The following is a 24008-nucleotide window of genomic DNA, read 5'->3' as shown; positions in this document are numbered from 1 at the left end:
TCGTCGGCATGCACGGTGGAGGCTCCATGAACAAGATCGACGCACCTGTCTTATTTCTCGCTCTTTCCCTGAGCCTCGCCGGGACCATCCAGCCCGTGCATGCGGAGGATGCCACCAAGAATGCGGCCGCCATCGCCGACGCCATGCCGGCTGGCTACCGGGATTGGAAGCTGGTCTCCGTGGCCCACGAGGAAGGGAGTCTCAACGATATACGGGCCATCCTTGGCAACGATATCGCGATCGAGGCCTATCGAACGGGCAAGCTGCCCTTCCCTGACGGCGCCATCATTGCGCGAATCGCCTGGCAATACGTTCCGTCGGAAGAGAACAACAAGGCGTTCGGCCGTGCCCAGTCTTTCGTCGCGGGCCAGCCGACGAATGTTCAGTTCATGATCAAGGATTCCAAAGCCTATGCGTCATCGGGCGGCTGGGGATTCGTGCAGTTCAACGATGGGAAACCGGCCCACATGGATGCGCACGCCTGCTATGCGTGCCATGTGCCGGTCGAGAAACGTGACTTTGTGTTTACGCGCTATTCGCCCTGAGCATTCAGGCGGAAGCCTGCTGTCATCAGGGCTCGAACTCAGTGGCAACACGCGATGCCAACCTGCTTGCAGTCGTCAGCCGCTGGCCGCCTAGCAGACGTGGGTGCGCATGAAGATCAGGAACTGCACGATGCGAATCGAAGCGAACAGGTAACCCAGGCCCAGGGCGATCTGCAGCACCACATGCCAACGCAAGCGAGCCAGCTTGCGCAGTCCGTCGAGAAAGTTGAGCGCAACGAGCGCACAACCGAGCCCCGCAACGACATAGCCAGCGATCAGCGGATACGGGACACCAATCAAGTCAGTCAGGTCCTGGGTGCGGGCCGTGCCGAGTCCCGCTGCCACGATAAGCGTGGCGACCACCGCATTTCTGGCATGGTCGAAGATGGCTCTCAAGCCGCCTCGATCAAACAGCCCGGCGATGAGAGAGTCAGAAGTCGTACGCATGAATGCCACTCGTTAGCGTCGGCCGAAAGAACGACCACAGCGCCACTCCGGTTCGGCCCAAGGGCGGGATTGAGAGCAATGCAGCCAGCGTGGCCGATATCCGCCAGCTTGCGCGCTCAGTCAGCCAGCTTGCGATACAGGCGGACGATCAGCTCTTCGGCGACCAGCATCACCACGACCACAACGATAAGCGCGACGATGCCGTGGAATGCACCGTAGAACCGCACGTCCTCGCCAAAGAGCTGGACGATCGCCTCCAGTATCACGAACTTCGATCCGAACAGGATCAGCCACGCACAGAAGAACCGGAGGAACTTCATCCACCCACCGGGCTTCTTCTTGAAGTAGCCGCCGACTTTATGTTCGAGGGCTACCGTCAGTTTCAGCAGAACCTGCAACACGATCGCGCAAAGCAAGGACGTCGTGAAGGTATCGACGTAGACATTCTTCCAGTACTCGGCAAAAAGGTTGAGCACCACCAGGTCCATCAGGATCCCGGTGTAGTAGCGCACGAACAGACGCTGCCTGTTCGACGGTGCTTCACCTGTGACCGGCAGGAGCGCTTCGCTCGTCATGGCTATTCCCCAACGGTGTCAGTTCAAGGCGCATGGCAGCCCATCTGCGGATACGACAACCTCCCGCGCCGTTACCCCAAGATAGCGCAGAGTTTGTCGATGCGGTGGTTAGCTGATTCGCCCGAGGCGAGTGGATGCGCATGCCTAATCGATGCATGTTGGAGAACGCGAAAAAGATATACGTAGTGATTTTAGGTAGATCTACTGAACGCCGCGTCATCAAGACGGGATAGCTCAGATTACCCATGCGCATTTTTGATGGGAGCGCGATCGATAGCGCGCAAATTCACGAGGATGCTACGTCACGCGTCTCATGATTTGGTAGGGATCTTCCATGCGATCGGGGTGTCGCGTGAATCATCTGACCACGACCGGCTGTGCGCATCAGCGCATGGTCAACGGGTAGTGATTCAACGAAGGGGGATATATGAAGTATCCACTCATCGCCTTTGCGCTGTTGTCCTGCGTGCTTGCCGATGCGCTAGGTCCCGCCTTGGCCGACGACCATCCGATGCTCGATTACATCGCCGTCGATGCCGGCATTTTTTCCAATGACCTGTCTGCGACGATGCGTGTCGACGGTGACATCAAGCGTTCCGGTACCTCGCTCGATTTTTCTCGCGACCTTGGCCAGGGCGGAACCAAGAGCCTGCCTTTCATCTCGGCGAGCTGGCGCCCGTGGGAGCGCCATGAATTTGAACTGACTTACTTCCATGACGACAGCGACCATTCGCGCACGGTCAACCGGACGCTGGTGTTCAACAACCAGACCATTGCGGTCGGTAGCACCCTGAGTTCCAAGTTCACGCTGGATGCGGGCGGGTTGACGTACCGGTATTGGATCTGGATCGGCGACAAGGGCGCCTTTGCTCTCGCCGGCGGCTTGCAGAATTACAGTTTCGACCTGCGTCTGAAGGGCACGGTCAACGCGGCCGGTGCAAGCGGCAGCGCCTCGGCGACGCGCACGGTCTCGGCCAGCGCATCCACCGACTTGCCTGATCCGTCCGTTGGCGTGTCCTATCGTTACCAGTTGGAAGATTGGGCCCGCTTTGTCGCTGATGCCGGCGCCTTCAAGGCCAATATCGGCGACATCGACGCCAAGCTTTACAACGCGCGCCTGGGCGTGGAGTTCTATCCATGGCCAAACTTCGGCGTCGTGACCCAGTACGCCTATAACAAGATCAACGCCGACATCGACAAGAGCAGCTTCAAGGGGCACACGAGCTTCAAGTTCAATGGATTCCAGCTGCTGCTCAAGGTCCGCTTCTAGTGGCAGATCCCACAGCATGTTCGTTTCCGATCGCCCGGGCGAACGTGCGACCTGGCCACCCGTGGTCTTGAGCCAACGCGAGAGGGGGAAGCGTGAGTCGCAAGCCGCGAATCGACCAGCTCCCCTTAGCCATCGCGATGATCGTCGTCGCGATGGCATGCGTGGGTTCGGGCTGCACACTCGGCCCCGACTATGCACGGCCGACGGTCGATGCGCCGCAGGGCTATCGCTTTGCCGATGCCGCCAAAGGCTACGCCATACCCACGGCGACCCTGGCTGATGTACCCGCCTGGTGGCGCAGTTTTGGCGACACTGAGCTCGATGCGTTGGTGGATGAAGGATTGGCGGCCAACCACGATCTGCGTATTGCGACGGCTCGCGTCGATGAATTCGCCGCGCTGGTGATCAGCTCTCGGGCGCAAGGTCTGCCGCAAATCGGCTATGGCGCCAATGCCAGCCGCCAACGCGTGAGCCAGAGCACGACGCCGCTGCCGGCGGGCGCCAATCCCGAAATCACCAGCTATTCCGCCCTGCTGTCGGCGAGCTGGGAGCTCGACCTTTGGGGGCGTATTCGTCGTGAGAACGAAGCGGCGCGAGCCAACCTGTTCGCGACTGAGGAAGCGCGCCTGGGCGTCGCCCTGACCCTGGTGTCCAGCATCGTCTCCGGCTATATCACGCTGCTCGATCTGGATCGCCAGCTGGAGATTTCCCAAGCCACGCTGGATGGCCGCAAGCGCACCGTCGAAGTGTTTCAGCTGCGCCTGGATGGCGGCGCGGTATCGGAGTTCGAGATGATGCAGGTCACGGCGGAGTATGAAACCGCCGCGTCCGCGATCCCGGTGCTGCAGCAGGCCATTGCGCAGCAGGAGCATGCCTTGTCGGTGCTGATCGGTCGCAACCCGGGACCAATCAAGCGCGGACACACCCTGCAGCAATTGAGCGTGCCGCGCGTACCTGCCGGCTTGCCTTCGGAGCTGATCACGCGACGTCCCGATATCCTGCAGGCAGAGCAACAGCTGGTGGCGGCCAATGCCCTGATAGGTGCAGCACGCGCGCTGTACTTCCCCACCCTCTCGCTGACTGCTGCCGGCGGCGGTGCAAGCCCGGAACTCAATGGGCTGTTCTCCGGACGTTCCCGCACATGGTCGTATGCGGGCCAACTGCTCGGCCCCATTTTTTCAGGTGGCGCCATCGATGCCGCCAACCGTCAGGCCGAAGCGCGCCGCGACCAGGCGCTGGAGGCCTATCAGAAGACCATCCAGAGCGCCTTTCGCGATGTCGACGATGCGCTCGCGGCCATCCAGGCCAAGCGCGTCCTGGTCGCCTCGCTGGAACGGCAGGTGGCGGCGCTGACGCGTGCCGTCGAGCTCACGCGGGAACGCTACGACAACGGCTATACCGACTATCTCGAAGTGCTCGATACCGAACGCAGTCTGTTCTCCGCGCAACTGTCGTTGAGTTCGGCGCGCGGCGACGGCTATCGCTCGCTGGTGGATTTGTACCGTGCGCTGGGCGGCGACTGGATCGCCCAGGTGGCGCCGCTGCCGGTAGCCACCAAGGCGAACAGCCAAGACCATGCCACCGACGCATCGCGCCGTCCCGGCGCCCGGCCCGCTTTACCGTGAGTCACGTGACGAGAGCGCCCATGCCCACCGAGCCATCCAACGAGAGCCAAGAGCGCGCCCAGAGCACAGCGAAGGAGTCGCCATCTCCTGCGCCGGCACCCGCCGCCCCAGCAGCAGGCGCGTCGAGGGAACGCCGTATCGTGCTGGTGACGCTGCTGGTGTTGCTGGTGATCTTCATCTATCACATGATCGCCGATCGCTTCACGCCGTACACATCGCAGGCAGCGATCGACACGTTCCTGGTGCAGATCGCACCGGAGGTTACCGGACCGGTGGTGACGGTCGAGGTGTCCGACAACCGCCGGGTGAAGCAAGGGGACGTGTTGTTCCGCATCGATCAGCGGCCGTTCCAGATTGCGCTGCGGGCAGCCCAGGCCAACCTGGTGCTGGCGACGCAGGCCGCCGACGCGTCGGTGGCCGACGTTCAAGTGGCCGAAGCGCAACTGAACCGGCAGCGCGTGGATCTGGCCGCGTCCCAGCAATTGGGCAAGATCGTGCTGGATCTGTCGGCCAAGCGCGCGCTCTCGGAGACTTCGGCCATCCGCGCCCGCTCCGATATCGCCAAGAACATTGCCGATATCGGCCAGGGCGAGGCGCAAACCGAACGCGCACGCATACGCATGGGCGAGACCGGTGCCAGCAATGCGCAGGTACGCCAGGCGCGCGCTGCCCTCGACCAGGCCGAACTCGACCTGCGCCACACGACCGTGGTCGCCCCGAGCGATGGCGTGGTCACCAACCTGCGTCTCTCGCCCGGCCAGTTCGCCAGCCGCGGCCAACCCGTGATGAGTTTCGTCGCCGACGGTCCGCGCTGGATCAGCGCGGCCATGCGCGAGAACCAGCTCGGCCATATCGCCACGGGCAACCGCGCCCTGGTGGTGTTCGACGACCAGCCGGGCAAGGTCTTCCCCGCGCACGTCGACAGCGTGGGCTGGGGCATCGCACAGGGCGATGAAGCGCCGAACGGCCAGCTGCCCACGGTCAATGCACCCAGCGGATGGCTGCGCGAGCCGCAGCGTTTTCCGGTGCGCATCATGCTCGATCCACCCCGCAGCCCGGACCAACAGCTGCCGCCCGGCCGCAGTGGTGCGCAGGCCAACGTGGTGGTCCTCACGCGCGAACACTCGCTGATGAATCCATTGGCGCGGGTGTGGATCTGGATGATCGCCATGCTCAGTTACGTGCGATGAGCGCCTCGCGCACCGAGGCTCCCACACAAGGCGATGTGACCTTGCATGCCACCTTGCGCTTTGCGGTGGGTGTCACGGCGGCGTTCGTGCTCAGCGAGATGCTGCAATGGGCGCCAAGCTTTCTGGGGCCGGTGCTTGCCGCGGTACTACTGTCGAACCTCCCGATGCGACCGCCGCTGAAAATGGCGATAGGCCTGATGGCGGTGATGTCGGTGACGTCGCTGTTCGCCTTTGCCATCGCCTCGCTGTTTCGCGACACGCCGGTGGTGCTGTTCGGCTTAATTGGCCTGGGCGTGTTCCTGGCCTTTCTTCGCATACTCAGGGGCTCGCCACCGCTGCCGCCGCTGCTGCTGTTGATCAGCCTGGCCACTATCCCCGTGGTCGTGATGGTGGCGCCCGCCCATGCGGGCATCCTGCCACTCGCCTTCATTCGCAGCATGGCGGTCGCGCTGCTGGCGATCTGGCTGGTATACGCCGCGTGGCCGCTCACGGCGGCGCCCAAGCCGCCGGCCAACGCCGCACCGGGCCGGGAGGCGCCCGTAGCCATGGCCGTGGCCGGCGTTGCCATCGTAATGCCCTTGATGCTGGTCTATCTGCTCTTTGGCCTGACCGATGTCTTGCCGGTGATGATTGCCACCGTGATGCTGGTGGCCAATTTCGACCTGCAGCGTGGCCGCGCCCACGCGATGGGCATGATCATCGGCAACTTTGCCGGTGGTTTGCTGGGCTTGTTGATGCATACGTTGTTGCTGACATCGCCCAGCCTGCCCTTCCTCGCCGGATTGTTGCTGGTGGTGCTGATCGGCTTTGGACAGCGCGTCTGCGCCGGCGGGCCGGCCGCCGCCGTGGCCGTGCTGGCGTGCAACGCGATGTTGATCATCCTCAGTACGTCGATTTCCTCTGACACAGGCACGCTTTGGCTGTGGCTGACTCGCGTCATCCAGTTCGCCCTCGCCGGTGCTTTTGCGGTGGGCATGATGACCCTGGCCTGGCATCGCGCGATGAGTCGGCCGCTCGCGAAACACCCTTCCGCCACTCATTGAAGGGTATGGGGCGGTATGAGCCTGCGCAGGTCTACGAGCGGGGCGTGGATAATCTTCGCGCGGTGAGCCGCGTGTTGGGATCGCGTGATTATGTGTTCGGCGCAAGGCTGCGTTCGCTCGTTGCATGAGGACATGGCCAAGCGCCAAGGCTGAGAACCGACGCGCGTAGTGCCAACCTGTGGGAGCGCACCCTGTGCGCGACAAGCCGACGAAGCGATACACCCAGGCGTGGCAGTCGCGCACAGGGTGCGCTCCCAAAGGGGCTTTTCGCACGCCGCTGCATGGCGGATGAAATGACCTGGGCGGCTCCCTTGTAGGAGCGCACTTGTGCGCGACAAACCGACGGAGCGGAACACCACAGCGCTGCGGTCGCGCACAAGTGCGCTCCTACAAAGGGGGCGCAGGCCGGCGAATGGTGGGTCAACGTTGCCGTTCGGCCATTTGTGGGAGCGCACCCTGTGCGCGACAAGCCTACGAAGCGATACACCCAGGCGTGGCAGTCGCGCACAGGGTGCGCTCCCACAGGGGTGACCCTACGGTGTTGGCTTTCGAATGAAAGGACGCAGCCGCTCCCTTGTAGGAGCGCACTTGTGCGCGACAAACCGACGGAGCGGAACACCACAGCGCTGCGGTCGCGCACAAGTGCGCTCCTACAAAGGGGGCGCAGGCCGACGAATGGTGGGTCAACGTTGCGGTTCGGCCATTTGTGGGAGCGCACCTTGTGCGCGACAAACCGACGAAGCGATACACCCAGGCGTGGCAGTCGCGCACAGGGTGCGCTCCCACAGAGGTGACCCTACGGTGTTGGGTTGCGAATGAAAGGACGCAGCCGCTCCCTTGTAGGAGCGCACTTGTGCGCGACAAACCAACGGAGCGGTACGCCACAGCGCTGCGGTCGCGCACAAGTGCGCTCCTACAAAGGGGGAGCAGGCCGACGAATGGTGGTCAACGTTGCCGTTAGCCCATTTGTGGGAGCGCACCCTGTGCGCGACAACCCGACGGAGCGGTGCACCCGAGCGTGGCCGTCGCGCACAGGGTGCGCTCCCACAGACAAGCAGCGGGGCCCGACTTACGCGCAATCATATTTTTATACCATTGCGCACAAAAACTCTTGACTTCCCGCCGCCACTGATTATTATGCGTACTTGTACAAAATAAGACGCGCCCAGCAGGGATGCGGATTCAATGCAGGGAGCCAGCTCGGGGCGGTCGTCGCCACCATCTATCGGAACCCTAATCATGAACGTCACTTATTCATCTAACTACCGCAGATTTTCAGCCAGGCGCCTGGTTGCAACCTCCATGATGTTGGGGGCTGCCTTGGTCGCCACCCCGCTGCTTGCGGAACAAAACGCCCAAGCCGAGGCCGTGGCGCAAGCCGCCGTGCAAGCGCAATCCCTGGCCGCCGCCCACAACAGCGAGGCTCTTGAAGTGTCGAGCAGCCGCATCAACGGCCGTATTGACTGGGATGTGGACTACCCTTCCCAGCTCGCGCCGCAACCGGTGCAGTCCGCCAGGCATGCTCAAGACGTCGCGGTGTTTGCCACCACGGCCGCGTCTACACAGGTCACAGTGCGCTGAACCATCTGAAGCCGCGACTGACCGCGGCGCAACCAGCAACGACACGACGGGTCTGAAGCGATGGCGCGAGTGTGATTCGTCGCCCTGTGCGGTGACGCGCCATCGCGGATGAAGATCACTTGTCGGGCCGGGCGGCGGTGATCGCAGGCTTCACCACCGCCACGGGCAACCATGGCGGCTACGAGCAGCGCTGCGGCGGAACAACCTCAAAGGCGCAACATCGCGGCGCCCATATCCCGCCTTCGTGTTGTTTCAATACCTCAAGTTCAACTCCGGCACATGCGGCCGGTTGCGCTCGAACAGATCCTGGAACTCCTCCTCGCTGAGTTCGTCGGGCGCATACACAGCCACCGGATCCCACACGCGATCGGTCGTCTGGGGCTGGCGCGGTCCGCCACGCAACGAGAACAGCACGCCATCGCGCTCAAGCAGCTCGGGGGCATCGTCGACGCGCTCGGTTTTCACGTCGTGGGGGGCAACAAGGAACACGGCGAAAATCATGGGTCACTCCTCGTGCAACTACATCAGGCCGTTACCGGCCGATGTTACCTGCTTGCGCGATGAGGTGCCGGCCATGCGACAAGCCGCTCCTGCCCACCGCGTCGATACCAAAGTATCGGTGACACTTTGGTGCAATGGTGCCGGCCAGATGGCCTGCCTATGGTGCCCCCTTGGGTGACAGCGTCTTTCGGGGGCAAGCTCAGGCGTGGCGTCTCGGATAGCGCGTTCTTCGGGAAACATCCGGCGCAAGCCGTTCGTCAAACCGCAGCGCTCCATCGAGGCCTTACACCATGGCAGTGAGCAAGTTGCCCGTTGTTCCTGCGAGCTTCTTCGGCATCGTGCTTGGCATTGGCGGCCTGGGCAACGCCTGGCGGGCGGCGCATCAGGTTTGGCAACTGCCTTCGTGGGTCGGCGAGACCCTGCTCGCCCTGGCGGCCCTGGTATGGATCGGTTTGATCGTGCTGACCTCGGCCAAATGGATCTATGCGCGACCGGCCGCGCTCGCTGAACTAAGCCATCCCGTGCAAAGTTGCTTCGTGGGACTTGCCGGCCTCACCACCATGGTGATGGCTGGCGCCGTATTGCCCTATTCGCGCGCCACCGCGCTGGTGCTGTTCGTGCTCGGCTTTCTTCACACGGTGAGTTTCGCCGTGTGGCTGACGGGTACGCTTTGGGTGGGTGGACGGGACAAAGCGTGCACCACCGCCGCGCTCTATCTGCCGGTGGTGGGTGGTTCGTTCGTGGCGGCAGCCGTGGCAGCGAACCTGGGCTACGCCGACTGGGGCCAGCTGGCATTTGGCGCCGGCGCGTTCACCTGGCTGGCGATCGACGCGGTGCTGTTGCATCGGCTCTATACCGCCGACGCCATGCCGCCGATGATGCGCCCCACCCTGGGCATCCAGCTGGCGCCGCCGACGGTCGGCGCGATCGCATACATCAATCTGAGCAGCGGTCCGCCGGACCTGTTCATCCACGCCATGCTGGCCTATGGCCTGATGATCGCGGTGGTGTTGCTGCGCCTGCTGCCGTGGATACGCGCCCAGCCTTTTGCAGTGAGCTACTGGGGCTTCACCTTTGGCGTGACGTCCCTCACGGCGGCACCACTGCGCCTCATCCAGCATGGCGAACAAGGTCCGTTCGCCCTGATGGCGCCGTATCTGTTCATCGGCGGCAACCTGGTCATCCTGATCATGACGGTGGCGACTATTCGTCTGCTCGTGCCGGGGAAACGTTCGTCTCCGCAGTGAGTCGACTCCATGGGCGCCGAGGCTGCCCCTGATGTGCGCGGAGTTGTCAGCCATGAGCCACGTCGTATCCGTCAATGTCGGCCTTCCCGCAGAAGTGTCGTGGCGCGGCAAAGTCGTTCGGACGGCCGTATGGAAACGCCCCGTGAGCGGACGCGTGATGGCGCGCCGGCTCAATCTCGATGGTGACGGCCAGGGCGACCTGCAAGGCCACGGCGGCGTGCATCGTGCGGTGATGGTTTACCAGGTTGCCTCGTACCGATACTGGGAACAGGTGCTGCAGCGAACGCTGGGCGAATACGGCATGTTCGGTGAAAACCTGACGGTGGATGGACTGCCCGACGACGACGTATGCGTCGGCGACCGTTATCGCATCGGCGGAGCCCTGTTCGAAGTATCGCAACCGCGAGTCACCTGCTATCGCGTCGGTATACGCATGGATGAACCGCGCATGCCCGCCCTGCTCGTCTCGCATCGTCGGCCAGGCTTTTATTTTCGGGTGATCGAGGAAGGCGAGATCGGCTCTGGCGACGAGATCGTGCGCGTCGAGCGGGGACGTGAAGGCATGACCGTGGCCGAAGTAGATGGCTTGCTCTACCTACCTGATCATCCCAAAGACCGGCTGCAACGCGCAGCCAGCGAGCCTTCGCTCAGTCCTGGCTGGAAGCAGTCCTTCGATGCCTTACTGGCGAATACCGAGGGCCTGCCGGGCAACGCCGGGCTCGCACCAGTGCTGCCACCGGCTGCGTGGCCGGGCTTTCGCACCTTGAAAGTAGTGAGCGTGGTGGAGGAAAGCAGCGAGGTGAAGTCCCTGCTGCTGACCGCGACGGAGCCACCCTTTCTCGCGCCGCCGGCCGCAGGATCGTTCGTGGTGTTGCGCCTGCCTGCGGCCGATGGCGGCAGCGCGGTCACGCGCAGCTACTCGATCTCCAATATCGGTGAAGACGGCTGCTATCGCGTGAGCATCAAGCGCGGTTCCGGCGAGGGCAGCCAATATATCCACAGCCAAATTCATGCGGGGGACCTGCTTGAGGTCAGCGCGCCACGCGGGACGTTTACGCTGCAGGCGGGTGATGATCCGGTAGTGTTGGTGAGCGCGGGCATCGGCGTTACGCCGGTGCTCGGCATGCTGCATCAATTGGTGGCGGAAGGAGCGGCGGCCAGGCGCGAGGTCTACTGGATCTATGGCGCACGCAACGGCGCCGAACGTCCGTTTGCATCGGAAGTCCGCCACCTGCTTGGCGCACTACCGCATGTACATGCGCTCGTCGCCTTTAGCCAGCCTCGCGCTGAAGATCAGTTGGGCCACGATTTCGATGTCGCCGAACGCATCAGCGCCGCGACGATCCAGCGACTGGGCGTACCCGGCAACGCCCAGTTTTACCTCTGCGGCCCAACTGCCTTCATGTCCGACCTGATGGACGGACTGGCAGCGGCGGGTTACGCGTCCACGCATCTGCATACGGAGATCTTCGGCAGCGTAGGGTCGATCACGCCGGGCATCGCTGCAGGGCCCGCCAGGTCTCCGCATCTGCCGCAAGGTCCGGCGGGGCAAGGCCCCACGGTGTCTTTCAGTCGTAGCGGCCTGGCGCTGCCCTGGTCCGATCGCTATCAAAGCCTGCTGGAATTTGCCGAGGCCTGCGATGTGCCCGTGCGCTGGTCGTGCCGTGCGGGCGTGTGCCACACCTGCGAGACCGCGCTTATCGCCGGCCAGATTCGCTACGACACCGAACCGGTGGGCGCGCCCGCCAGTGGCAGCGTGCTGATCTGCTGTGCACGCCCCACGACCGACATTGAGCTTGATCTCTAAGGCAGTCCGCCCACTTACTTACGCCGCGGCACGAACCCAGGAACACCAGTCTCGACCACGGCATTCAAGCGCACCGAGGTGGTGATGTCCTCTTTCATCTGGCGCATCGCTTCGTCGGGCAGTGAATCGATGGCGAAGTTCTCCTCGATATGCGCGGGGTTGGTCGAGGTGGTCAGAAAGGCCGTGCCGCGTTGCGCCGCCCAGGCCAGCGCCACTTGCGCCGGCGTCTTGCCAACGCGCTGGGCGATGCCGGTGATCACCGCGTCGTCGGTGATGCGCGGCTCCATGCCATGACCCAGCGGCGCAAACGCGAGCAGCACGATGCCATGTTGCTGGCAGTACTCCAACAGCTCCCATTCGGGCAGATACGGGTGGCACTCCACCTGCACCGCCGCGGGCTTGATGCGCGCCACGTCGACAATCTCCTTGAGCTTGGGCAGCGTGACGTCCGATAGCCCGATGGCGCGGCACTTCCCTTCGTCCACCAGGCGTTCCATCGCGCGCCAGGTTTCCACCAGGGCCACGCCGGTGTCGTAGATGGGCTGGTCGTGCTCGTCACGGGGATCCATCTCGTCGCCCGGCTTGAACGCAAACGGCGTGTGGATCAGGTAGAGATCGATGTAGTGGAGCCGGAGCCGGCGGAGGCTCGCTTCAAACGCAGGCCTGACGCGTTCCGGGCGGTGATTGGTGTTCCACAGCTTGGTAGTGACGAAGAGCTCCTCGCGCTTCACGGTGCCGGCCGCAAACGCCGCTTGCATCGCCGCGCCGACGACGTCTTCGTTGAGATAGCGTTCTGCCGCATCGAGATGACGGAAGCCGGTTTCCAGTGCCGCCTTGATGGCCAGCCTGGCGGCATCGCGGTTGGCGATCAGGGTGCCGAATCCCACCGCCGGCATGTCACCGGTGCCGTGGGCCAGGGGAATGGTGGTGTGACGAAGATGGTCGGACGAACGCATGTCGTGCTCTCTGGTCGTATGGGCGGCTTGCACAGGGCAGCCGCCGCGTGAGTTGAAGATTTCTATCGGCGCCGCTGCTCAGGGTTGATCGCGCGACGCCACGCGCTGCTCGGAGACGCCGTTGGCGTTGCCACCCAGGGCGATCGAAAGCTGCACGCTGTCGAGGTGGCGTGCCGTCTGTGCCTGGATATGGCCAATCAAGGCACGCTGGTAAGCACGCTCGGCATCCAGCACTTGCAGCACGCCGATCTCGCCGACCCGATAGCCCTGCTGGTTCAATTTCAAGCTGGCCTCGGCCGCGTTCAAGGCGCGCTCCTGCGCTGCGTATTCCTCGGTGTCGTGGTTGATCGCCTGCAGCACGTCCGCCACCTGGCCCAACGAGGTGATGACGGTTTGCTGGTAACCCGCGAGCGATGCCTTATAGCCGTCGACGGCGCCGCGCCGGTTGGCCTTCAGGGTGCCGCCGTCGAAAATCGGCCCGGCCAGCGCGCCGGCGAGTCCAAACAGTGTTCCGATGCCAGGACCCGCCTGGGTGAGCGACGCGGACAGGGTCAGATGCGGATACATATCCGCCGTAGCCACACCAATCTCGGCGCTGGCCGCATGCAGTTGCGCCTCAGCCTCGAGGATGTCGGGGCGTTCGCGCGCCAGCTCAGAGGGCAGCGTCACGGGCAGGCTTTCCGGCAGCGCAAAATCGCTGAGATCGAAATCCGGTGCGGTCCAGTCGCCTGGGCTCTTGCCGACCAGGATAGCCAAGGCATGCCGCGCAACATCACGCTGCTGCGCCAGCGGCGGCAGCAGGGTTTCGTCCTGCGCCAGCTGCGTGGTGGCCAGCGCGATATCCACTTGCGTGGCCGTGCCGTATTCGTGCGCCTTGCGCACCAGGTCCAGGTTTTTCTGGTCGTCGGCAATCAGCACTTGCACTGCCTTGATCTGTGCACGGGCCGAAGCCAGTGCAATCGCTTCGCTGGCCACATCGCCGGTCACCGTGAGGTAGGCCGCATCGAAGCGATGCTTCTCCAGCTCGGCGAGCGCGGTGCGCTCTTCGACCTTGCGCTTGGTGCCGCCGAAAAGGTCGAAGTCAAAACTCACCTGCGGCCCGACGGCATAAAAGTTGGACGTGCCAACTCCCGCACCGTTGCTGCCCTTCTGGCGACCGCCCGTGGCGCCAAATCCCACTTGCGGACTCAAGGCGCCGGCAGTGGCAGCCACCGCTTCATTCGCTTGCGCGATCGTGGCATCCGCGGCCTGTAGATCAAAATTGCCAGCGATGGCTTTGCGCATCACTTGATCGAGCTTGGCCGAGCCGAGCGTCGACCACCAGTCGCCCTGCATGGTTTTGCCAAGCTCGACGTGCGCCGTGCCCGCCGACGCATGGCTGCCGTCGAGCGCCTGCTCGGCCTGGGCGTCGTAGTGCTCGGTGGTCGGCGCTGCCGGACGTTCAAAGTTGGGCCCCACCATGCACGCGGACAAAAGCGCGGGCGCAGCAGCGGCCAGCAGGAGCGTTCGGACAAAAGGCCCCAACGCGAGTGAGTTCATCGATTTCATGGCGTGACTCCAGAAGATCAGTTGCCGGCACGCGGCTTGCGCAGGAACAGAGCCAGCGGACTGACGATCAGCATGGCTATCATCAAAAGCTTGAACTGGCCGATCACCGCGACCACCGCCGCCTGGCCGGTCACCAGTTCATTCATCATGGCGAGCGCCTGGCCCGTCAGAGGACCGGTACGATGCGGCGTGAGGTGGTTGGCGAGCGCCAGGTGCATGCTCTGTGTGTTGCAGTAGAAGTAGATCTGCACGATGGCGATGCCGATCGTGCTGCCGTACAAGCGCGAGAGGTTGAAAAGCACGGTGCCTTCCGCGCGGAATTGGGGATCGAGCGTACTGAAGGCAGCACGGGTAAGCGCCGGCATCAGCACGCCGAGCCCTGCGCCTTGAATGGCGCCCGCGACGGCGACCGGCCACCAGTCCATCAAGGGCGAATAGCCCAGCATCCGCCAGTTGCCGTAGACCACCAGCGCCAAACCGCCGAGGATCAGCCAGCGATTGTCCAAGCGCGACGGTGCGCGCCAGGTCAGCAGCAAGGCTGTCACCAAGGCAGCACCGCGTGGAATGCTGAGGTAACCCGCCGTGTCGGCTGGATAGCCGAGCAGTTCCTCGAGCATCGGTGAGGTCAGCGCCAGGGTCGGCAGCAGCACAAAGCCAAACGCAAAGAACATCACCGTCGCCACGCGGAAGTTGCGGTCCTTGAACAAGGCCTTGTGCAGGAAGTGATGGTCCCTGGTCAGCACGTGCACGATGTAGAGATAGAAGCCCAGCGCCGAAGCGATGGCTTCCACCCAGATCTCCGGCGACGCAAACCATTCCAGTCGTTCGCCGCGGTCGAGCATCATCTGCAGACCGGCGATGCCCATGGAAAACGTCACCAGCCCGAAGAAGTCGAAGTGCTCAAGCTTGTGCAGCTTCTTTTCCTTAAGGTACGCACTCATCGCCAGCGCGATAAACGCAGCCATCGGCAGGCTGAAGTAGAAGATCGCGTGCCAGCCGACATATTCGCCCAGCCATCCGCCGATCGCCGGTCCACTTAAGATGCCCAGCAAGGCAATCACGCTCCAGGCCATGCCGATGCGGCCATGACGCAGGGGCGGCAGTTCATGCAGCAGGATCGCCATCGACAGCGGCGCCAGCGTGCCGCTCGCGGCACCTTGCAGGATGCGCGCGGAGACGAATTGCAGCGGCGTCGTCGCCAGCGTGTCGAGGATCAGTGCCACGGTGAACAGCGCCAGCGAGACCAGAAACACTTTCTTCCTGCCAAACCGGCCAGCCAGCCAATGCGTCAACGGCATCACGATGGCGCTTGCAGCGATATACGAAGAAAACACCCAGCCAATCTCGTCGTCCGTCATCGACAGGCCGCCCTGCACGTGCAGTACCGCTGCGTTCGGGATCGAGATGTTCACGGCTTGCATATACGTCGCCATCAACGCGGCGGCGACAAGGCTCCAATGCGCCCGCACCTCGCTGTTGTGGGCATGGGCGGCATTCACTGCCTTGCTCCCCCGGCTTGCCGACGCGTATCGACTTGCGCGGTGACGCTCATGCCCGAGTACAGCGGCCAGTTGGGATCGATCGCGTCCAACTCCAGGCGCACCGGCAGGCGCTGCACCACCTTCACCCAATTGCCGGTGGCGTTTTCCGGCGGCAGCAGCGCGAATTCCGAGCCGGTGCCGGGACTCATGCTCACTACGTGGGCCTTGAAGCCGTGACCGGGATAGGTATCGACATCGATGATGGCTGACTGGCCCGGCCGCATATGGGTCAGGCCGGTTTCGCGGAAATTCGCTTCAATCCACACATGCCGGCTCGACATCATCGAGAACACGGTGGCGCCGCTGCTGACGAAATCGCCGACCTGCAGATCGTCCACCTTGGTCACCACGCCATCGTCCGGCGCCAAGACGCGGGTATAGGAAAGATCGAGTCGCGCGCGGTCGAGCTGTGCACGCGCTTCGCGCACGGTCGGATGGCGATCGACGTCGATATTGGGATCGCCATTCAAGCCCGCGACGGTGTTGGCGACATCCTGCTGCGCCGATGCAATGTGCTGACGCGATACCTGCATGTCGGTTTCGGCACGCTCGTAGGAAGCGCGCGAGGCGAAATCCGAGGCGAGCAATTCCTTCTTGCGCGCGTATTCGCGGCCGTCGAAATCCGCCGATGCCTTGGCCGATTGGAGATCGGACAACTGGCGGCGATAAGTCGCCTTGAGCGCTTCCACCTGCAGGCGTGCGCTGTTCAGGCGCGCCTCGGCCTGTTCCACCGCAATGCGGTAAGGCTCGGGATCGATCTCGAACAGCAATTGGCCGGCCTTGACCGGCTGGTTGTCGATCACCGCCACTTTCACCACCTGGCCGGGAATGCGGGCATTGATGGAGACCTTGGCGGCTCGCACGAACGCATCGTCCGTCGCGACATCGCGCTCTCCATGCAGATATCTGGCGCCACCGCCGACGAGCAACAGCAGTGGCAAGGCCGCCATCAGGGGCCAGCGCAGCCGCTCCTTCAAGCTTCGGCCCGCCGTCTCGGCACTGCCTGAGCCCAGGCCGTCGCTCGTTTCATCAAATTGCTTACGCATGACTTCGATCCCGTTGACTGGCCACCGCTGCGAACCTCCGCGCAGTGCCTGTTGAATTTTGTACTGATCAGGATAATAATCCCGGCACAGACGAGAGGTCAAGTTTTTTATGCGATCAGGAACAAAAATAGAGAAGACCGAAAAAAGGCCCCGCGGCCGGCCCCGTGCCTACGAACCGGAAACGGCGTTGCGGCAGGCCGCCGAGGCGTTCTGGAAGACTGGCTACTCGGGCACCTCGCTGGACGACATCTCCGCCGCGACCGGCATGAACCGCCCCAGCCTTCGGGCCGCGTTTGGCGACAAGCACGACATCTACGTCAAGGCGCTGAACGACTATTGGGAACGCAAGTTCAACCTGATGCACAAGGCCTTCGCCAGCGGCGGCAGCCTGGCCGAGACCTTGATGAAGGTTTACGACGCCGCGCTGTCGATTTATTTCTCCGGCGACGACCAGGTGCTGGGATGCTTCGTGGTGGGCACGGCGATTACCGAGGCGCCGGGCGATCCGCAGATCCAGAAGCTGGCCGCGGATGGTTTTCGCAAGCTGGATGCCGATTTCGAAGCGCGCTTCAAATTGGCACGCAGCGCAGGCGAGTTGAAGCCCGATGCCGATCCCAAGGCGCTCGCCCTGCTCGCCTCCGCCACCATGCACTCGCTGGCCGTGCGCGCCCGCTCCGGCAGTTCAAAGGCGGAGCTGCGCAAGCTGGCGCAGAAGGCGGTCAGCGTGATGTGCGAGTGACGGGCCGATCGTGAGCAACGAGCTCCCCGACCTCCTGGCCGACCGGCTCGAGGTCGTCTTCTGCGGCATCAATCCGGGCATGACGGCGGCCACGGCCGGCCATCATTTCGTGAGCGGGAGCAATCGCTTCTGGCGGGTGCTTCATCTCGCGGGATTTACGCCCGAGCAGATCGCACCCGCGCGGGATCGCAGCATCCTGCGCTATGGCTATGGACTGACGACGGTGGTGTCCCGGGCGACGGCAGCTGCCGATGAGTTGTCGCCCCGCGAATTCACCGCGGCCGCTGCAGCATTCAAGCGGAAGATCGCGAGCCACGCGCCGCGTTTCGTGGCCTTTCTCGGCAAGGCGGCTTATGCGGGACTTTCCGGCCAGCGTGAACTCAACTGGGGAAGACAAGCGATGGGCTTCGAAGGCGCGATCGTGTGGATACTGCCCAACCCCAGCGGCAGGAATCGCGCTTTCACCCTCGACGGTCTGGTGGCTGCGTATCGCGAGCTTTATCTGGAAATGATGGCGCCCGCAGCGCACAACGTGCGGACGGAGAACTAGGGTGGGTCAAAGGAAAGCTGCGCCGATCAGCTGGCCGGGCAAGCCCTTGTCGCGTGCCTTCTTCCAGCGCCCGGCCACCACGTTGGCGCCGCGACTGCTCAATAAAGTGCTGGCGTCCGCGGATGGCCGGGCGGGACGGATCGTGGAAGTGGAAGCTTATCTCGGCGCGCTCGATCCGGCAGCGCACACGTACCGCGGAAAAACGCCGCGCAATGCCGTCATGTTCGGACCGCCGGGGCATATGTATGTCTACTTCACCTATGGCATGCATTGGTGCAGCAACTGCGTCAGCGGTCCGGTGGGTAGCGGTTGCGGCGTACTTATCCGCGCCCTCGAACCCATCCACGGCCTCGCACAAATGCGTGCAGCGCGGCCCCACACCTTGCTCGATCGCGACTTGTGCCGCGGGCCCGCCCGGCTGACGCAGGCGATGGGTATCGACAGCGCACAAAACGGCATCGACCTGGTGGTGGGGCTCGAGGGTTTCGCCATCGTCGACGATGGCGTGGCGCCGCCCAAAGATCCGCTGGTAAGTCTGCGCATAGGCATCAGCGTGGGCAAGGAACATCCATGGCGCTGGAGCGTGCGCGGCAGCCCTTACGTCTCCGGCTCGTCGGCACAGCGCGGCTGACAGATCACGCGCGTTAACGGCGATTGCACATGGATTGCATCGGAACTAACACAAGGCCGCGTAGTATCAATCTGCGCTTCAACCATAGGCTCTCCAGGCACCGCATGTCTTGGCAGATGCTTCGGTAAGCGCAACGGGGCAGTGTCCCAATGCGTTTCATGGGACCCACTGCCCCTCTTTTATGCGCGGCGCGAAAGTGAGATCACTTCCCAGGCATGGCACTCGTCATGGAAGCCGCAATGTCCCGATGCGTCGCCCGCCACTGCGCCAGCGAAAAGGCGTGGATATGTTGATCCTTGCCGCTGTAATAGAGCGTGGAAAGATCGGGCGTAAGCCGCGCCTCGATGCCCATCGGGCCCAGCGGCTGCGGCGCACTCCAGCCCTGCGGCGTGGCGACGCTGATAAGTAGCGCGCTGCCACTGGACGCCGTCGCCGGTGGCCGCGACGAGCTGAACACCAAGAAGGACTGATCGGGCGCGACCGCCGGGTCATAGTCGCCCGCCGTCCCGTCGCTGAAACTCAAGGGACTCGGCGCCTGGTACTCACCGTGCTGCCAGCGACTGAGATACAGCCGGAACTTGCCGGTGCCGGGATCGGGCTTCATGAAATACAGGCTGCCATCGGCCGCGATGGCCGGCGAGAAGATCGCGTTGCCGTCATTGATGATGTCCGGCAATCGCTGCGGCACGCCCCACCCTTGCGCCGTGCGATCGACCCGCCACAGGTTGCCACCACGTCCGGGCCTGGGCTTGCCCATGAAATAGCCGTCCAACGCCGCGCCATCGTTGTGCGCCGGCCGGTTGGATGCAAACACCATGTACGAGCCATCCGGCGCCATCGCCGGCTCCAGGTCCATCCACGAGGCGGAGAACGGCGCCAGCGTCGCCGGCATCCAATCCGCCGTGCCACGCTCGGCGACATAGAGATGCCGCTCGGCGCCCTCGCCACGGGAGAACACCACCGATCGTCCATCAGGAGCGAATGCGGGCGAAGCATCTTCGACCTGTTGCCAAGGGTCGGTGGCATGGGCTGTACCAGCGACGAGGAGAGCAGCCAGCAAGATCGTAGGGCGCATGGTGTGGGTCCGTCGGGAGATTCGCCAAGGCTAGGGGCGATCTCGCCGGACGGTCCACGCATCTGTGTCGACCGGCTTCGCTTGGGTGACCAACGGCCTGCGCTGGAGGCCGAGCGGTCTGCAGCGATGATGGGCGCCGAGGTATACGCCTTGCGCTCGGAGATCTCGACCGAGAACAGCGGCGCATCATTCATGCGATGTTGCAGGACAAGGTTGCCATGCACATCCATCACGGACACCGCGACCGGCACCTTGACTCGCGCTGCCTCGGCTTCCACGCGTTCCGCCAGGGCCTTCGCTGTCGCAAGCAGGTCCATACGTCACTCCTTTCGAAGACAGTCACTGGCCCAGTTGGCCGATGTAGTAGGCAAGACGTTCTTCCACATCGCCCGGCTTGTGGAAGCCCTTGGCCATCAGCGCCTTGATGCTCTGCTGCGCGTGCTCGCGGCCAATCGAGGCCATGCAGGTATCCCACCCGGCGCCGATCTCCACGTCCGGCGGCAGCTGGGTATTGACCAGGCGCTTGGTATTGGCCAGCGCCCATTTGTCGAAGCGCGAGATGCGCAGCGCAAGCGCCTCCACGAAGTCGTCGAGTTCGGCATCGGGCAAGGCGCGATTGACGTAGCCATAGGCGGCCGCCTGATCGCCGCCAAGATCTTCCGAGCTCAGCAGCACTTCCAGTGCACGATTGCGGCCGATCAGTTGCGGCAAGCGCGCCATCGGCCCACCACCCGCCACCAGGCCGACGCCCGCCTCCCACTGCGAGATGATGGTCTTTTCGCGACTGGCAAAACTCATATCGCAGGCGAGCGTGAGTTCGCTGCCATTGCCCGTCGCGCGACCGCGTATGAGCGCAATCGACGCCACGGGTGCATGCGTGAGGCGCACCAGCACGTCCGGCCATGGCGGCAAGCCGGTAGGCCCGTTCGGCATGCTGGTCAAGTCCTCGAACCGTGCGTTGAAATCGGAGTGGTTGAGGAAATAGCCGTCTACGGCACTGTCAAATACCACGACCCGAACCTGCTCATCCGCTTCGATCGCGTTGATGACGTCCTGGAAGTCTCGCACCATGGGCGGGCCCATGACGTTGATGGGCGGGTTGTCGATGGTGACGCGCCAATACGCGGGAGTGCGACGCGTGATGCGAAGTTGCGCGGAAGGCTGGCTGTCATTCATGGCGGCTCCTGTCGCTGGCATGGGTGAAGGCAGCTGCCAGTGTCCCGCCAGCCATGGCGCCAGGCCACCACACTTTGGTATCGCTACGAACCCGTCACGCTGGCTGCGATCGCGCAACACTCATTGGGCGACACCTTGGTGCCATGGCGTGCACCAAGGCGTCTGCCTGGCATCGCGTCTCGACACGGCGGCGGCGATTTTGTGGGAGCGCACCCTGTGCGCGACAGCCTTTGGCGAGGACGCCCGGGACCGTGGTACACCGAAGCGCCGCTGTCGCGCACAGGATGCGCTCCCACAAGAAGCGCGGCACCTCGCGCCAGCCTTCCTGCTCGCCACCGGCTTATTCGTCCATGGCGGCCATCGGCACCAGCAGGCCGCGCTTGAGCGTGCTCAGCGCGACGCGCGTGTGGAACCGGCGCACATTCGCGTTCTCGGCAATCATGCGTTGCATCGACGCTTCGAAGTCATCCACGTCGCGCGCGATCACGATCAGCACGTAATCACCTGCGCCCGTGACGTACCAGGCCTCCTGGATGAAGGACTGGGCGGCAATCCACTGCTTGAGGCTCGCCAGCAGCTCCGGTCGTTCGCGCTCCACTTCCACATCGACAATCATCGTCAACGGGTGACCGACGCTCATCGGGTCGACTACCGCCACTTCCGCCGTGATGACGCCCTCGTCGCGCATCCGCGCCATGCGGCGCTGCACGGCCGAAGCCGATAGTCCGACATCCGCGCCGATCAGCTCGGCCGGACGGCGTGCGTCCTTTTGCACGATGGCCAGGATGCGTCGATCGATCTTGTCCAGCGGCGGGGCCATGGGCGCGAAACCTCCGTAAGGCGGGGAAAAATCCTGTCTTGCCTTGCACAATCGCGGCCTGGCCGCGCGAGCGCACCCTAGCATAGCTCGCACCGTCCACCACCGAAGCGTGCATTCGTCTCATGAGGCTCCTGTATCAGTCCCATTCGCCATATGCGCGAAAAGTGCTAGTCGCCGCGCACGAAATCGGTCTCGCCAACCGGCTCGACGTGATCCATCACGAAACCAGCCCGACCGTGCGCAACAGCGAGGTGTTTGCACTCAATCCGCTGGGCAAGGTCCCCGTGCTGATCTGCGATGACGGCACGGTCTTGTTCGATTCCAGCGTGATCTGCGAATACCTGGATGGCCTGCATCAGGGCCGCCCGCTCATTCCTGCCGAGCCAAAACAACGCTTCGTCGCGTTGCGAAATCAGGCCATCGCCGTGGGTATCGCCGATGCCGGCATCGCCGTGCGTTGGGAAACCACGCGCCGGCCCGAGGCGTTCCGTTGGACACCGCTGCGGGATGGGCATCTGCAAAAGATCGAGGCTGCCTGCGATTTCCTCGAAGCGCATATCGGCCATGAGCCAGACATCGACATCGGCGATATCGCACTGGCGACGGCGCTCAGCTGGATCGAATTTCGCCAGATCCTCGCCTTCCGGAACGGCCGCCCGCGGCTGGCCTCATGGTACGAGCGCATCGGCGAACGTCCATCGATGAGGGCCACCGGCTTCGCAGGCGACACCGTCGATGCTGCGCCAGTCGCCGATGCCAACACGGGAGGCTCGCATGCGCTGGCCGTGGCTTGACCTGCTGTTCCTGCATGGCCATATCGTTCAACCGTTGCCCACGCCCGCTGCCGAGGCGGATGAAAGCTCGGCCAAGTCTGGCGAGACGGAGCAACCAGCGTCCCCAGGCTTCGGTCGATGCAGCCTGGCCGCCTTGCGGCTCTGCCTGGGTATCGGCGATGGCGCCATTCGCACGCAATAAGTCCATCCGGCGGTCGTCACGGCGCGAGTGAAGCATGCACAGGGCAGCCACCGCATCAAGCGGATGGCTCCGCATCGCTGCGGAGCCAGGTCATGCTCAGTGCCGGTGATCGGACAACTTGGGCGTCGCGATGAAGCCGTGACGCTTGCCGGTCGTATCGAAGTACTCGCCCGCGACCACGCCGAAATTATTGATCGCCGTGACGATCGTTGCTGCGGCGCCCGGCAGGTCGAGTGTCTGGAACTTGCCCTTGGTTTCGACGAAGCCGTGGATCGCCCCGCTCGGCTCGGTGTAGTAGCCCGCGATCACACCGTTGTCGGTGATGCCGAAGGCGACGCTGCTCGCGGCGCCGGGCACATCGACGTTGGTGATCTTGCCGTTGGCGCTGCGATAGTAGCCGTGCGTCACTGCCGGATCGTTGTCCCAGTAGCCGACGATCTCGCCGCTGCCATTGATGCCCAGCGGATAGGTATCGCGCGCGCCGGGCACGTCGATCGGCGTGTCCCAGCCAAAGCCGCGGCGCAGGACGCCGTGATAGATGCCGTCGGCGTCCCAATACACGCCGGCGATGGCGCCAAATTCATTGAGACCGTCCACGTTCGAGTTGAGATGGCCGGGGAAGTCCACCGTGACGGTGCGCTTGCCGATGATCACAAAGCCGTGCTGCCGCCCTGCTGCGTCCGTGTAACCGCCGAAGGTCTGACCCAGGTCGGTGGGGCCGCCGGCTGCACTGAAGTAGGTGCCCATCAGCGCGGGATCCAGTGGCTCGAAATGGCCGTGTCGATAGGCCATGGCGTGCGAGGTGCCTCCATTGACGGCGTATTGCCCCGCCACTTCGCCGAAATCGTTGATGCCCCAGAAGATCGTCAACGACGAGCCCGGTACATCCAGCGTTTGATAGCTATAGGTCACGGCCTGGTTGTTGGACGACGCTGCGGCAACGCTGGTGTCCGCCATCGCGGCGGTGGAAAAGCCGGCCAGCGCAATCGCCAGCAGTCCAGCGGCCCTTGTGAGAACGCCGTGCGTAGAGCGATGATTCCACATGATTTCATTCCTCTGTAGGGTGCGACGGGCGATGGCCTTCCCAGGGTGTGCAGCCGTTCCGAATCACGCCATCTCT

Annotated in this window: 24 protein-coding genes and 1 pseudogene; 13 read left to right on the top strand and 12 right to left on the bottom strand. The window is 63.6% G+C overall.

All coding sequences use genetic code 11. The annotated features are described in order from the left end of the window. Positions 1–26 precede the first annotated feature (26 nt). Complete coding sequence (locus AC1DKY_RS07085; protein WP_441604603.1) at positions 27–545, top strand: cytochrome P460 family protein; 519 nt, start codon at positions 27–29, stop codon at positions 543–545. 90 nt (positions 546–635) lie between these two features. Here AC1DKY_RS07085 and AC1DKY_RS07080 read toward each other — a convergent pair whose 3' ends face one another. Both AC1DKY_RS07080 and AC1DKY_RS07075 read right to left on the bottom strand, forming a co-directional pair. Next, the gene (locus AC1DKY_RS07080; protein ID WP_441604602.1) at positions 636–992 is read right to left on the bottom strand and encodes a hypothetical protein; all 357 of its coding nucleotides are present in this window, start codon (positions 990–992) and stop codon (positions 636–638) included. Positions 993–1108: 116 nt separating this feature from the next. Continuing rightward, complete coding sequence (locus AC1DKY_RS07075) at positions 1109–1567, bottom strand: hypothetical protein (protein WP_441604601.1); 459 nt, start codon at positions 1565–1567, stop codon at positions 1109–1111. A 427-nt stretch (positions 1568–1994) separates the two neighbouring features. Here AC1DKY_RS07075 and AC1DKY_RS07070 point away from each other — a divergent pair, with 427 nt between their 5' ends. From AC1DKY_RS07070 to AC1DKY_RS07050, 5 genes are all read left to right on the top strand, one after another. After that, complete coding sequence (locus AC1DKY_RS07070) at positions 1995–2837, top strand: hypothetical protein (RefSeq protein WP_441604600.1); 843 nt, start codon at positions 1995–1997, stop codon at positions 2835–2837. Positions 2838–2929: 92 nt separating this feature from the next. Beyond that, positions 2930–4462 (top strand): efflux transporter outer membrane subunit, encoded by a 1533-nt coding sequence (locus AC1DKY_RS07065; RefSeq protein ID WP_441604599.1) that lies wholly within the window; start codon positions 2930–2932, stop codon positions 4460–4462. Positions 4463–4482: 20 nt separating this feature from the next. Next, positions 4483–5652 carry an HlyD family secretion protein gene (locus tag AC1DKY_RS07060; RefSeq protein WP_441604598.1) on the top strand — a complete coding sequence of 390 codons (1170 nt, stop codon included), beginning with the start codon at positions 4483–4485 and terminating at the stop codon, positions 5650–5652. Further along, on the top strand, positions 5649–6695 hold the full coding sequence (locus AC1DKY_RS07055; protein WP_441604597.1) for a DUF2955 domain-containing protein: 1047 nt from the start codon (positions 5649–5651) through the stop codon (positions 6693–6695). The genes AC1DKY_RS07060 and AC1DKY_RS07055 overlap by 4 nt, the downstream gene beginning before the upstream one ends. A gap of 1239 nt (positions 6696–7934) precedes the next feature. After that, positions 7935–8276 (top strand): hypothetical protein, encoded by a 342-nt coding sequence (locus tag AC1DKY_RS07050; protein WP_441604596.1) that lies wholly within the window; start codon positions 7935–7937, stop codon positions 8274–8276. Positions 8277–8528: 252 nt separating this feature from the next. On the opposite strand, the gene AC1DKY_RS07045 is transcribed toward AC1DKY_RS07050, so the two are convergent. After that, the gene (locus tag AC1DKY_RS07045; protein WP_441604595.1) at positions 8529–8777 is read right to left on the bottom strand and encodes a hypothetical protein; all 249 of its coding nucleotides are present in this window, start codon (positions 8775–8777) and stop codon (positions 8529–8531) included. Positions 8778–9067: 290 nt separating this feature from the next. On the opposite strand from AC1DKY_RS07045, the gene tehA reads away from it, so the two are divergent. Then, entirely contained in the window at positions 9068–10024 is a 957-nt protein-coding gene (tehA, locus tag AC1DKY_RS07040; protein ID WP_441604594.1) for a dicarboxylate transporter/tellurite-resistance protein TehA, read from the top strand. A 52-nt stretch (positions 10025–10076) separates the two neighbouring features. Next, complete coding sequence (locus AC1DKY_RS07035) at positions 10077–11831, top strand: MOSC domain-containing protein (RefSeq protein ID WP_441604593.1); 1755 nt, start codon at positions 10077–10079, stop codon at positions 11829–11831. 14 nt (positions 11832–11845) lie between these two features. Here the strand turns inward: AC1DKY_RS07035 and AC1DKY_RS07030 are convergent, their stop codons facing one another. The 4 genes from AC1DKY_RS07030 to AC1DKY_RS07015 all read right to left on the bottom strand — a co-directional run bounded on the left by AC1DKY_RS07030 (position 11846) and on the right by AC1DKY_RS07015 (position 16922). Next, positions 11846–12787, bottom strand: coding sequence for an aldo/keto reductase (locus AC1DKY_RS07030; RefSeq protein ID WP_441604592.1), 942 nt, complete (start codon positions 12785–12787; stop codon positions 11846–11848). Between the two features lie 78 nt (positions 12788–12865). Then, complete coding sequence (locus AC1DKY_RS07025; protein ID WP_441604591.1) at positions 12866–14335, bottom strand: efflux transporter outer membrane subunit; 1470 nt, start codon at positions 14333–14335, stop codon at positions 12866–12868. Between the two features lie 17 nt (positions 14336–14352). Further along, a complete protein-coding gene (locus AC1DKY_RS07020; protein ID WP_441604590.1) occupies positions 14353–15834 on the bottom strand; it encodes an MDR family MFS transporter in 1482 nt (493 codons plus the stop codon). Beyond that, positions 15831–16922 carry an HlyD family secretion protein gene (locus tag AC1DKY_RS07015; protein ID WP_441604589.1) on the bottom strand — a complete coding sequence of 364 codons (1092 nt, stop codon included), beginning with the start codon at positions 16920–16922 and terminating at the stop codon, positions 15831–15833. Before AC1DKY_RS07015 ends, AC1DKY_RS07020 begins: the two co-directional genes overlap by 4 nt. Positions 16923–17109: 187 nt before the next feature. On the opposite strand from AC1DKY_RS07015, the gene AC1DKY_RS07010 reads away from it, so the two are divergent. From AC1DKY_RS07010 to AC1DKY_RS07000, 3 genes are read left to right on the top strand one after another with little or no spacing between them, the layout of a single operon-like run. Further along, entirely contained in the window at positions 17110–17661 is a 552-nt protein-coding gene (locus tag AC1DKY_RS07010; protein WP_441604588.1) for a TetR/AcrR family transcriptional regulator, read from the top strand. A 10-nt stretch (positions 17662–17671) separates the two neighbouring features. Next, on the top strand, positions 17672–18211 hold the full coding sequence (gene mug, locus AC1DKY_RS07005) for a G/U mismatch-specific DNA glycosylase (RefSeq protein WP_441604587.1): 540 nt from the start codon (positions 17672–17674) through the stop codon (positions 18209–18211). A 1-nt stretch (position 18212) separates the two neighbouring features. Further along, a complete protein-coding gene (locus tag AC1DKY_RS07000; protein ID WP_441604586.1) occupies positions 18213–18842 on the top strand; it encodes a DNA-3-methyladenine glycosylase in 630 nt (209 codons plus the stop codon). Between the two features lie 202 nt (positions 18843–19044). Here the strand turns inward: AC1DKY_RS07000 and AC1DKY_RS06995 are convergent, their stop codons facing one another. The 4 genes and pseudogenes from AC1DKY_RS06995 to AC1DKY_RS06980 all read right to left on the bottom strand — a co-directional run bounded on the left by AC1DKY_RS06995 (position 19045) and on the right by AC1DKY_RS06980 (position 21913). Beyond that, entirely contained in the window at positions 19045–19917 is an 873-nt protein-coding gene (locus AC1DKY_RS06995) for a TolB family protein (RefSeq protein WP_441604651.1), read from the bottom strand. 146 nt (positions 19918–20063) lie between these two features. Further along, a pseudogene (locus AC1DKY_RS06990) lies at positions 20064–20234 on the bottom strand (GlcG/HbpS family heme-binding protein); the annotation flags it as partial. A gap of 22 nt (positions 20235–20256) precedes the next feature. Continuing rightward, positions 20257–21093, bottom strand: coding sequence for an enoyl-CoA hydratase/isomerase family protein (locus tag AC1DKY_RS06985; protein ID WP_441604585.1), 837 nt, complete (start codon positions 21091–21093; stop codon positions 20257–20259). 340 nt (positions 21094–21433) lie between these two features. Further along, positions 21434–21913 carry an Lrp/AsnC family transcriptional regulator gene (locus tag AC1DKY_RS06980; protein WP_441604584.1) on the bottom strand — a complete coding sequence of 160 codons (480 nt, stop codon included), beginning with the start codon at positions 21911–21913 and terminating at the stop codon, positions 21434–21436. Between the two features lie 122 nt (positions 21914–22035). Here AC1DKY_RS06980 and AC1DKY_RS06975 point away from each other — a divergent pair, with 122 nt between their 5' ends. Together AC1DKY_RS06975 and AC1DKY_RS06970 are read left to right on the top strand one after the other, a co-directional pair. Beyond that, positions 22036–22707, top strand: coding sequence for a glutathione S-transferase family protein (locus AC1DKY_RS06975; RefSeq protein ID WP_441604583.1), 672 nt, complete (start codon positions 22036–22038; stop codon positions 22705–22707). Further along, on the top strand, positions 22688–22888 hold the full coding sequence (locus tag AC1DKY_RS06970; protein ID WP_441604582.1) for a hypothetical protein: 201 nt from the start codon (positions 22688–22690) through the stop codon (positions 22886–22888). Before AC1DKY_RS06975 ends, AC1DKY_RS06970 begins: the two co-directional genes overlap by 20 nt. Positions 22889–22984: 96 nt before the next feature. On the opposite strand, the gene AC1DKY_RS06965 is transcribed toward AC1DKY_RS06970, so the two are convergent. Continuing rightward, positions 22985–23932, bottom strand: a complete 948-nt coding sequence (locus tag AC1DKY_RS06965) for a hypothetical protein (protein ID WP_441604581.1) — start codon at positions 23930–23932, stop codon at positions 22985–22987. Positions 23933–24008: the final 76 nt, after the last annotated feature.

Source organism: Dyella sp. 01N448, from assembly GCF_056399225.1.
Note: the sequence above shows the minus strand (reverse complement) of the source record. Positions and strands in the feature narration are given on the sequence as shown.

Excerpts from the sequence above, each read along its gene's own strand:
- AC1DKY_RS07080 (WP_441604602.1), bottom strand. The coding sequence starts at position 992 with ATGCGTACGACTTCTGACTCTCTCATCGCCGGGCTGTTTGATCGAGGC.
- AC1DKY_RS07030 (WP_441604592.1), bottom strand. The coding sequence starts at position 12,787 with ATGCGTTCGTCCGACCATCTTCGTCACACCACCATTCCCCTGGCCCAC.
- AC1DKY_RS07055 (WP_441604597.1), top strand. The coding sequence starts at position 5,649 with ATGAGCGCCTCGCGCACCGAGGCTCCCACACAAGGCGATGTGACCTTG.
- AC1DKY_RS06975 (WP_441604583.1), top strand. The coding sequence starts at position 22,036 with ATGAGGCTCCTGTATCAGTCCCATTCGCCATATGCGCGAAAAGTGCTA.
- AC1DKY_RS06995 (WP_441604651.1), bottom strand. The coding sequence starts at position 19,917 with ATGCGCCCTACGATCTTGCTGGCTGCTCTCCTCGTCGCTGGTACAGCC.
- AC1DKY_RS07050 (WP_441604596.1), top strand. The coding sequence starts at position 7,935 with ATGAACGTCACTTATTCATCTAACTACCGCAGATTTTCAGCCAGGCGC.
- AC1DKY_RS07045 (WP_441604595.1), bottom strand. The coding sequence starts at position 8,777 with ATGATTTTCGCCGTGTTCCTTGTTGCCCCCCACGACGTGAAAACCGAG.
- AC1DKY_RS07070 (WP_441604600.1), top strand. The coding sequence starts at position 1,995 with ATGAAGTATCCACTCATCGCCTTTGCGCTGTTGTCCTGCGTGCTTGCC.
- AC1DKY_RS07035 (WP_441604593.1), top strand. The coding sequence starts at position 10,077 with ATGAGCCACGTCGTATCCGTCAATGTCGGCCTTCCCGCAGAAGTGTCG.
- AC1DKY_RS07060 (WP_441604598.1), top strand. The coding sequence starts at position 4,483 with ATGCCCACCGAGCCATCCAACGAGAGCCAAGAGCGCGCCCAGAGCACA.
- AC1DKY_RS07075 (WP_441604601.1), bottom strand. The coding sequence starts at position 1,567 with ATGACGAGCGAAGCGCTCCTGCCGGTCACAGGTGAAGCACCGTCGAAC.
- AC1DKY_RS06965 (WP_441604581.1), bottom strand. The coding sequence starts at position 23,932 with ATGTGGAATCATCGCTCTACGCACGGCGTTCTCACAAGGGCCGCTGGA.
- AC1DKY_RS07015 (WP_441604589.1), bottom strand. The coding sequence starts at position 16,922 with ATGCGTAAGCAATTTGATGAAACGAGCGACGGCCTGGGCTCAGGCAGT.
- tehA (WP_441604594.1), top strand. The coding sequence starts at position 9,068 with ATGGCAGTGAGCAAGTTGCCCGTTGTTCCTGCGAGCTTCTTCGGCATC.
- AC1DKY_RS07025 (WP_441604591.1), bottom strand. The coding sequence starts at position 14,335 with ATGAAATCGATGAACTCACTCGCGTTGGGGCCTTTTGTCCGAACGCTC.
- AC1DKY_RS06980 (WP_441604584.1), bottom strand. The coding sequence starts at position 21,913 with ATGGCCCCGCCGCTGGACAAGATCGATCGACGCATCCTGGCCATCGTG.
- AC1DKY_RS06985 (WP_441604585.1), bottom strand. The coding sequence starts at position 21,093 with ATGAATGACAGCCAGCCTTCCGCGCAACTTCGCATCACGCGTCGCACT.
- AC1DKY_RS07085 (WP_441604603.1), top strand. The coding sequence starts at position 27 with ATGAACAAGATCGACGCACCTGTCTTATTTCTCGCTCTTTCCCTGAGC.
- AC1DKY_RS06970 (WP_441604582.1), top strand. The coding sequence starts at position 22,688 with ATGCGCTGGCCGTGGCTTGACCTGCTGTTCCTGCATGGCCATATCGTT.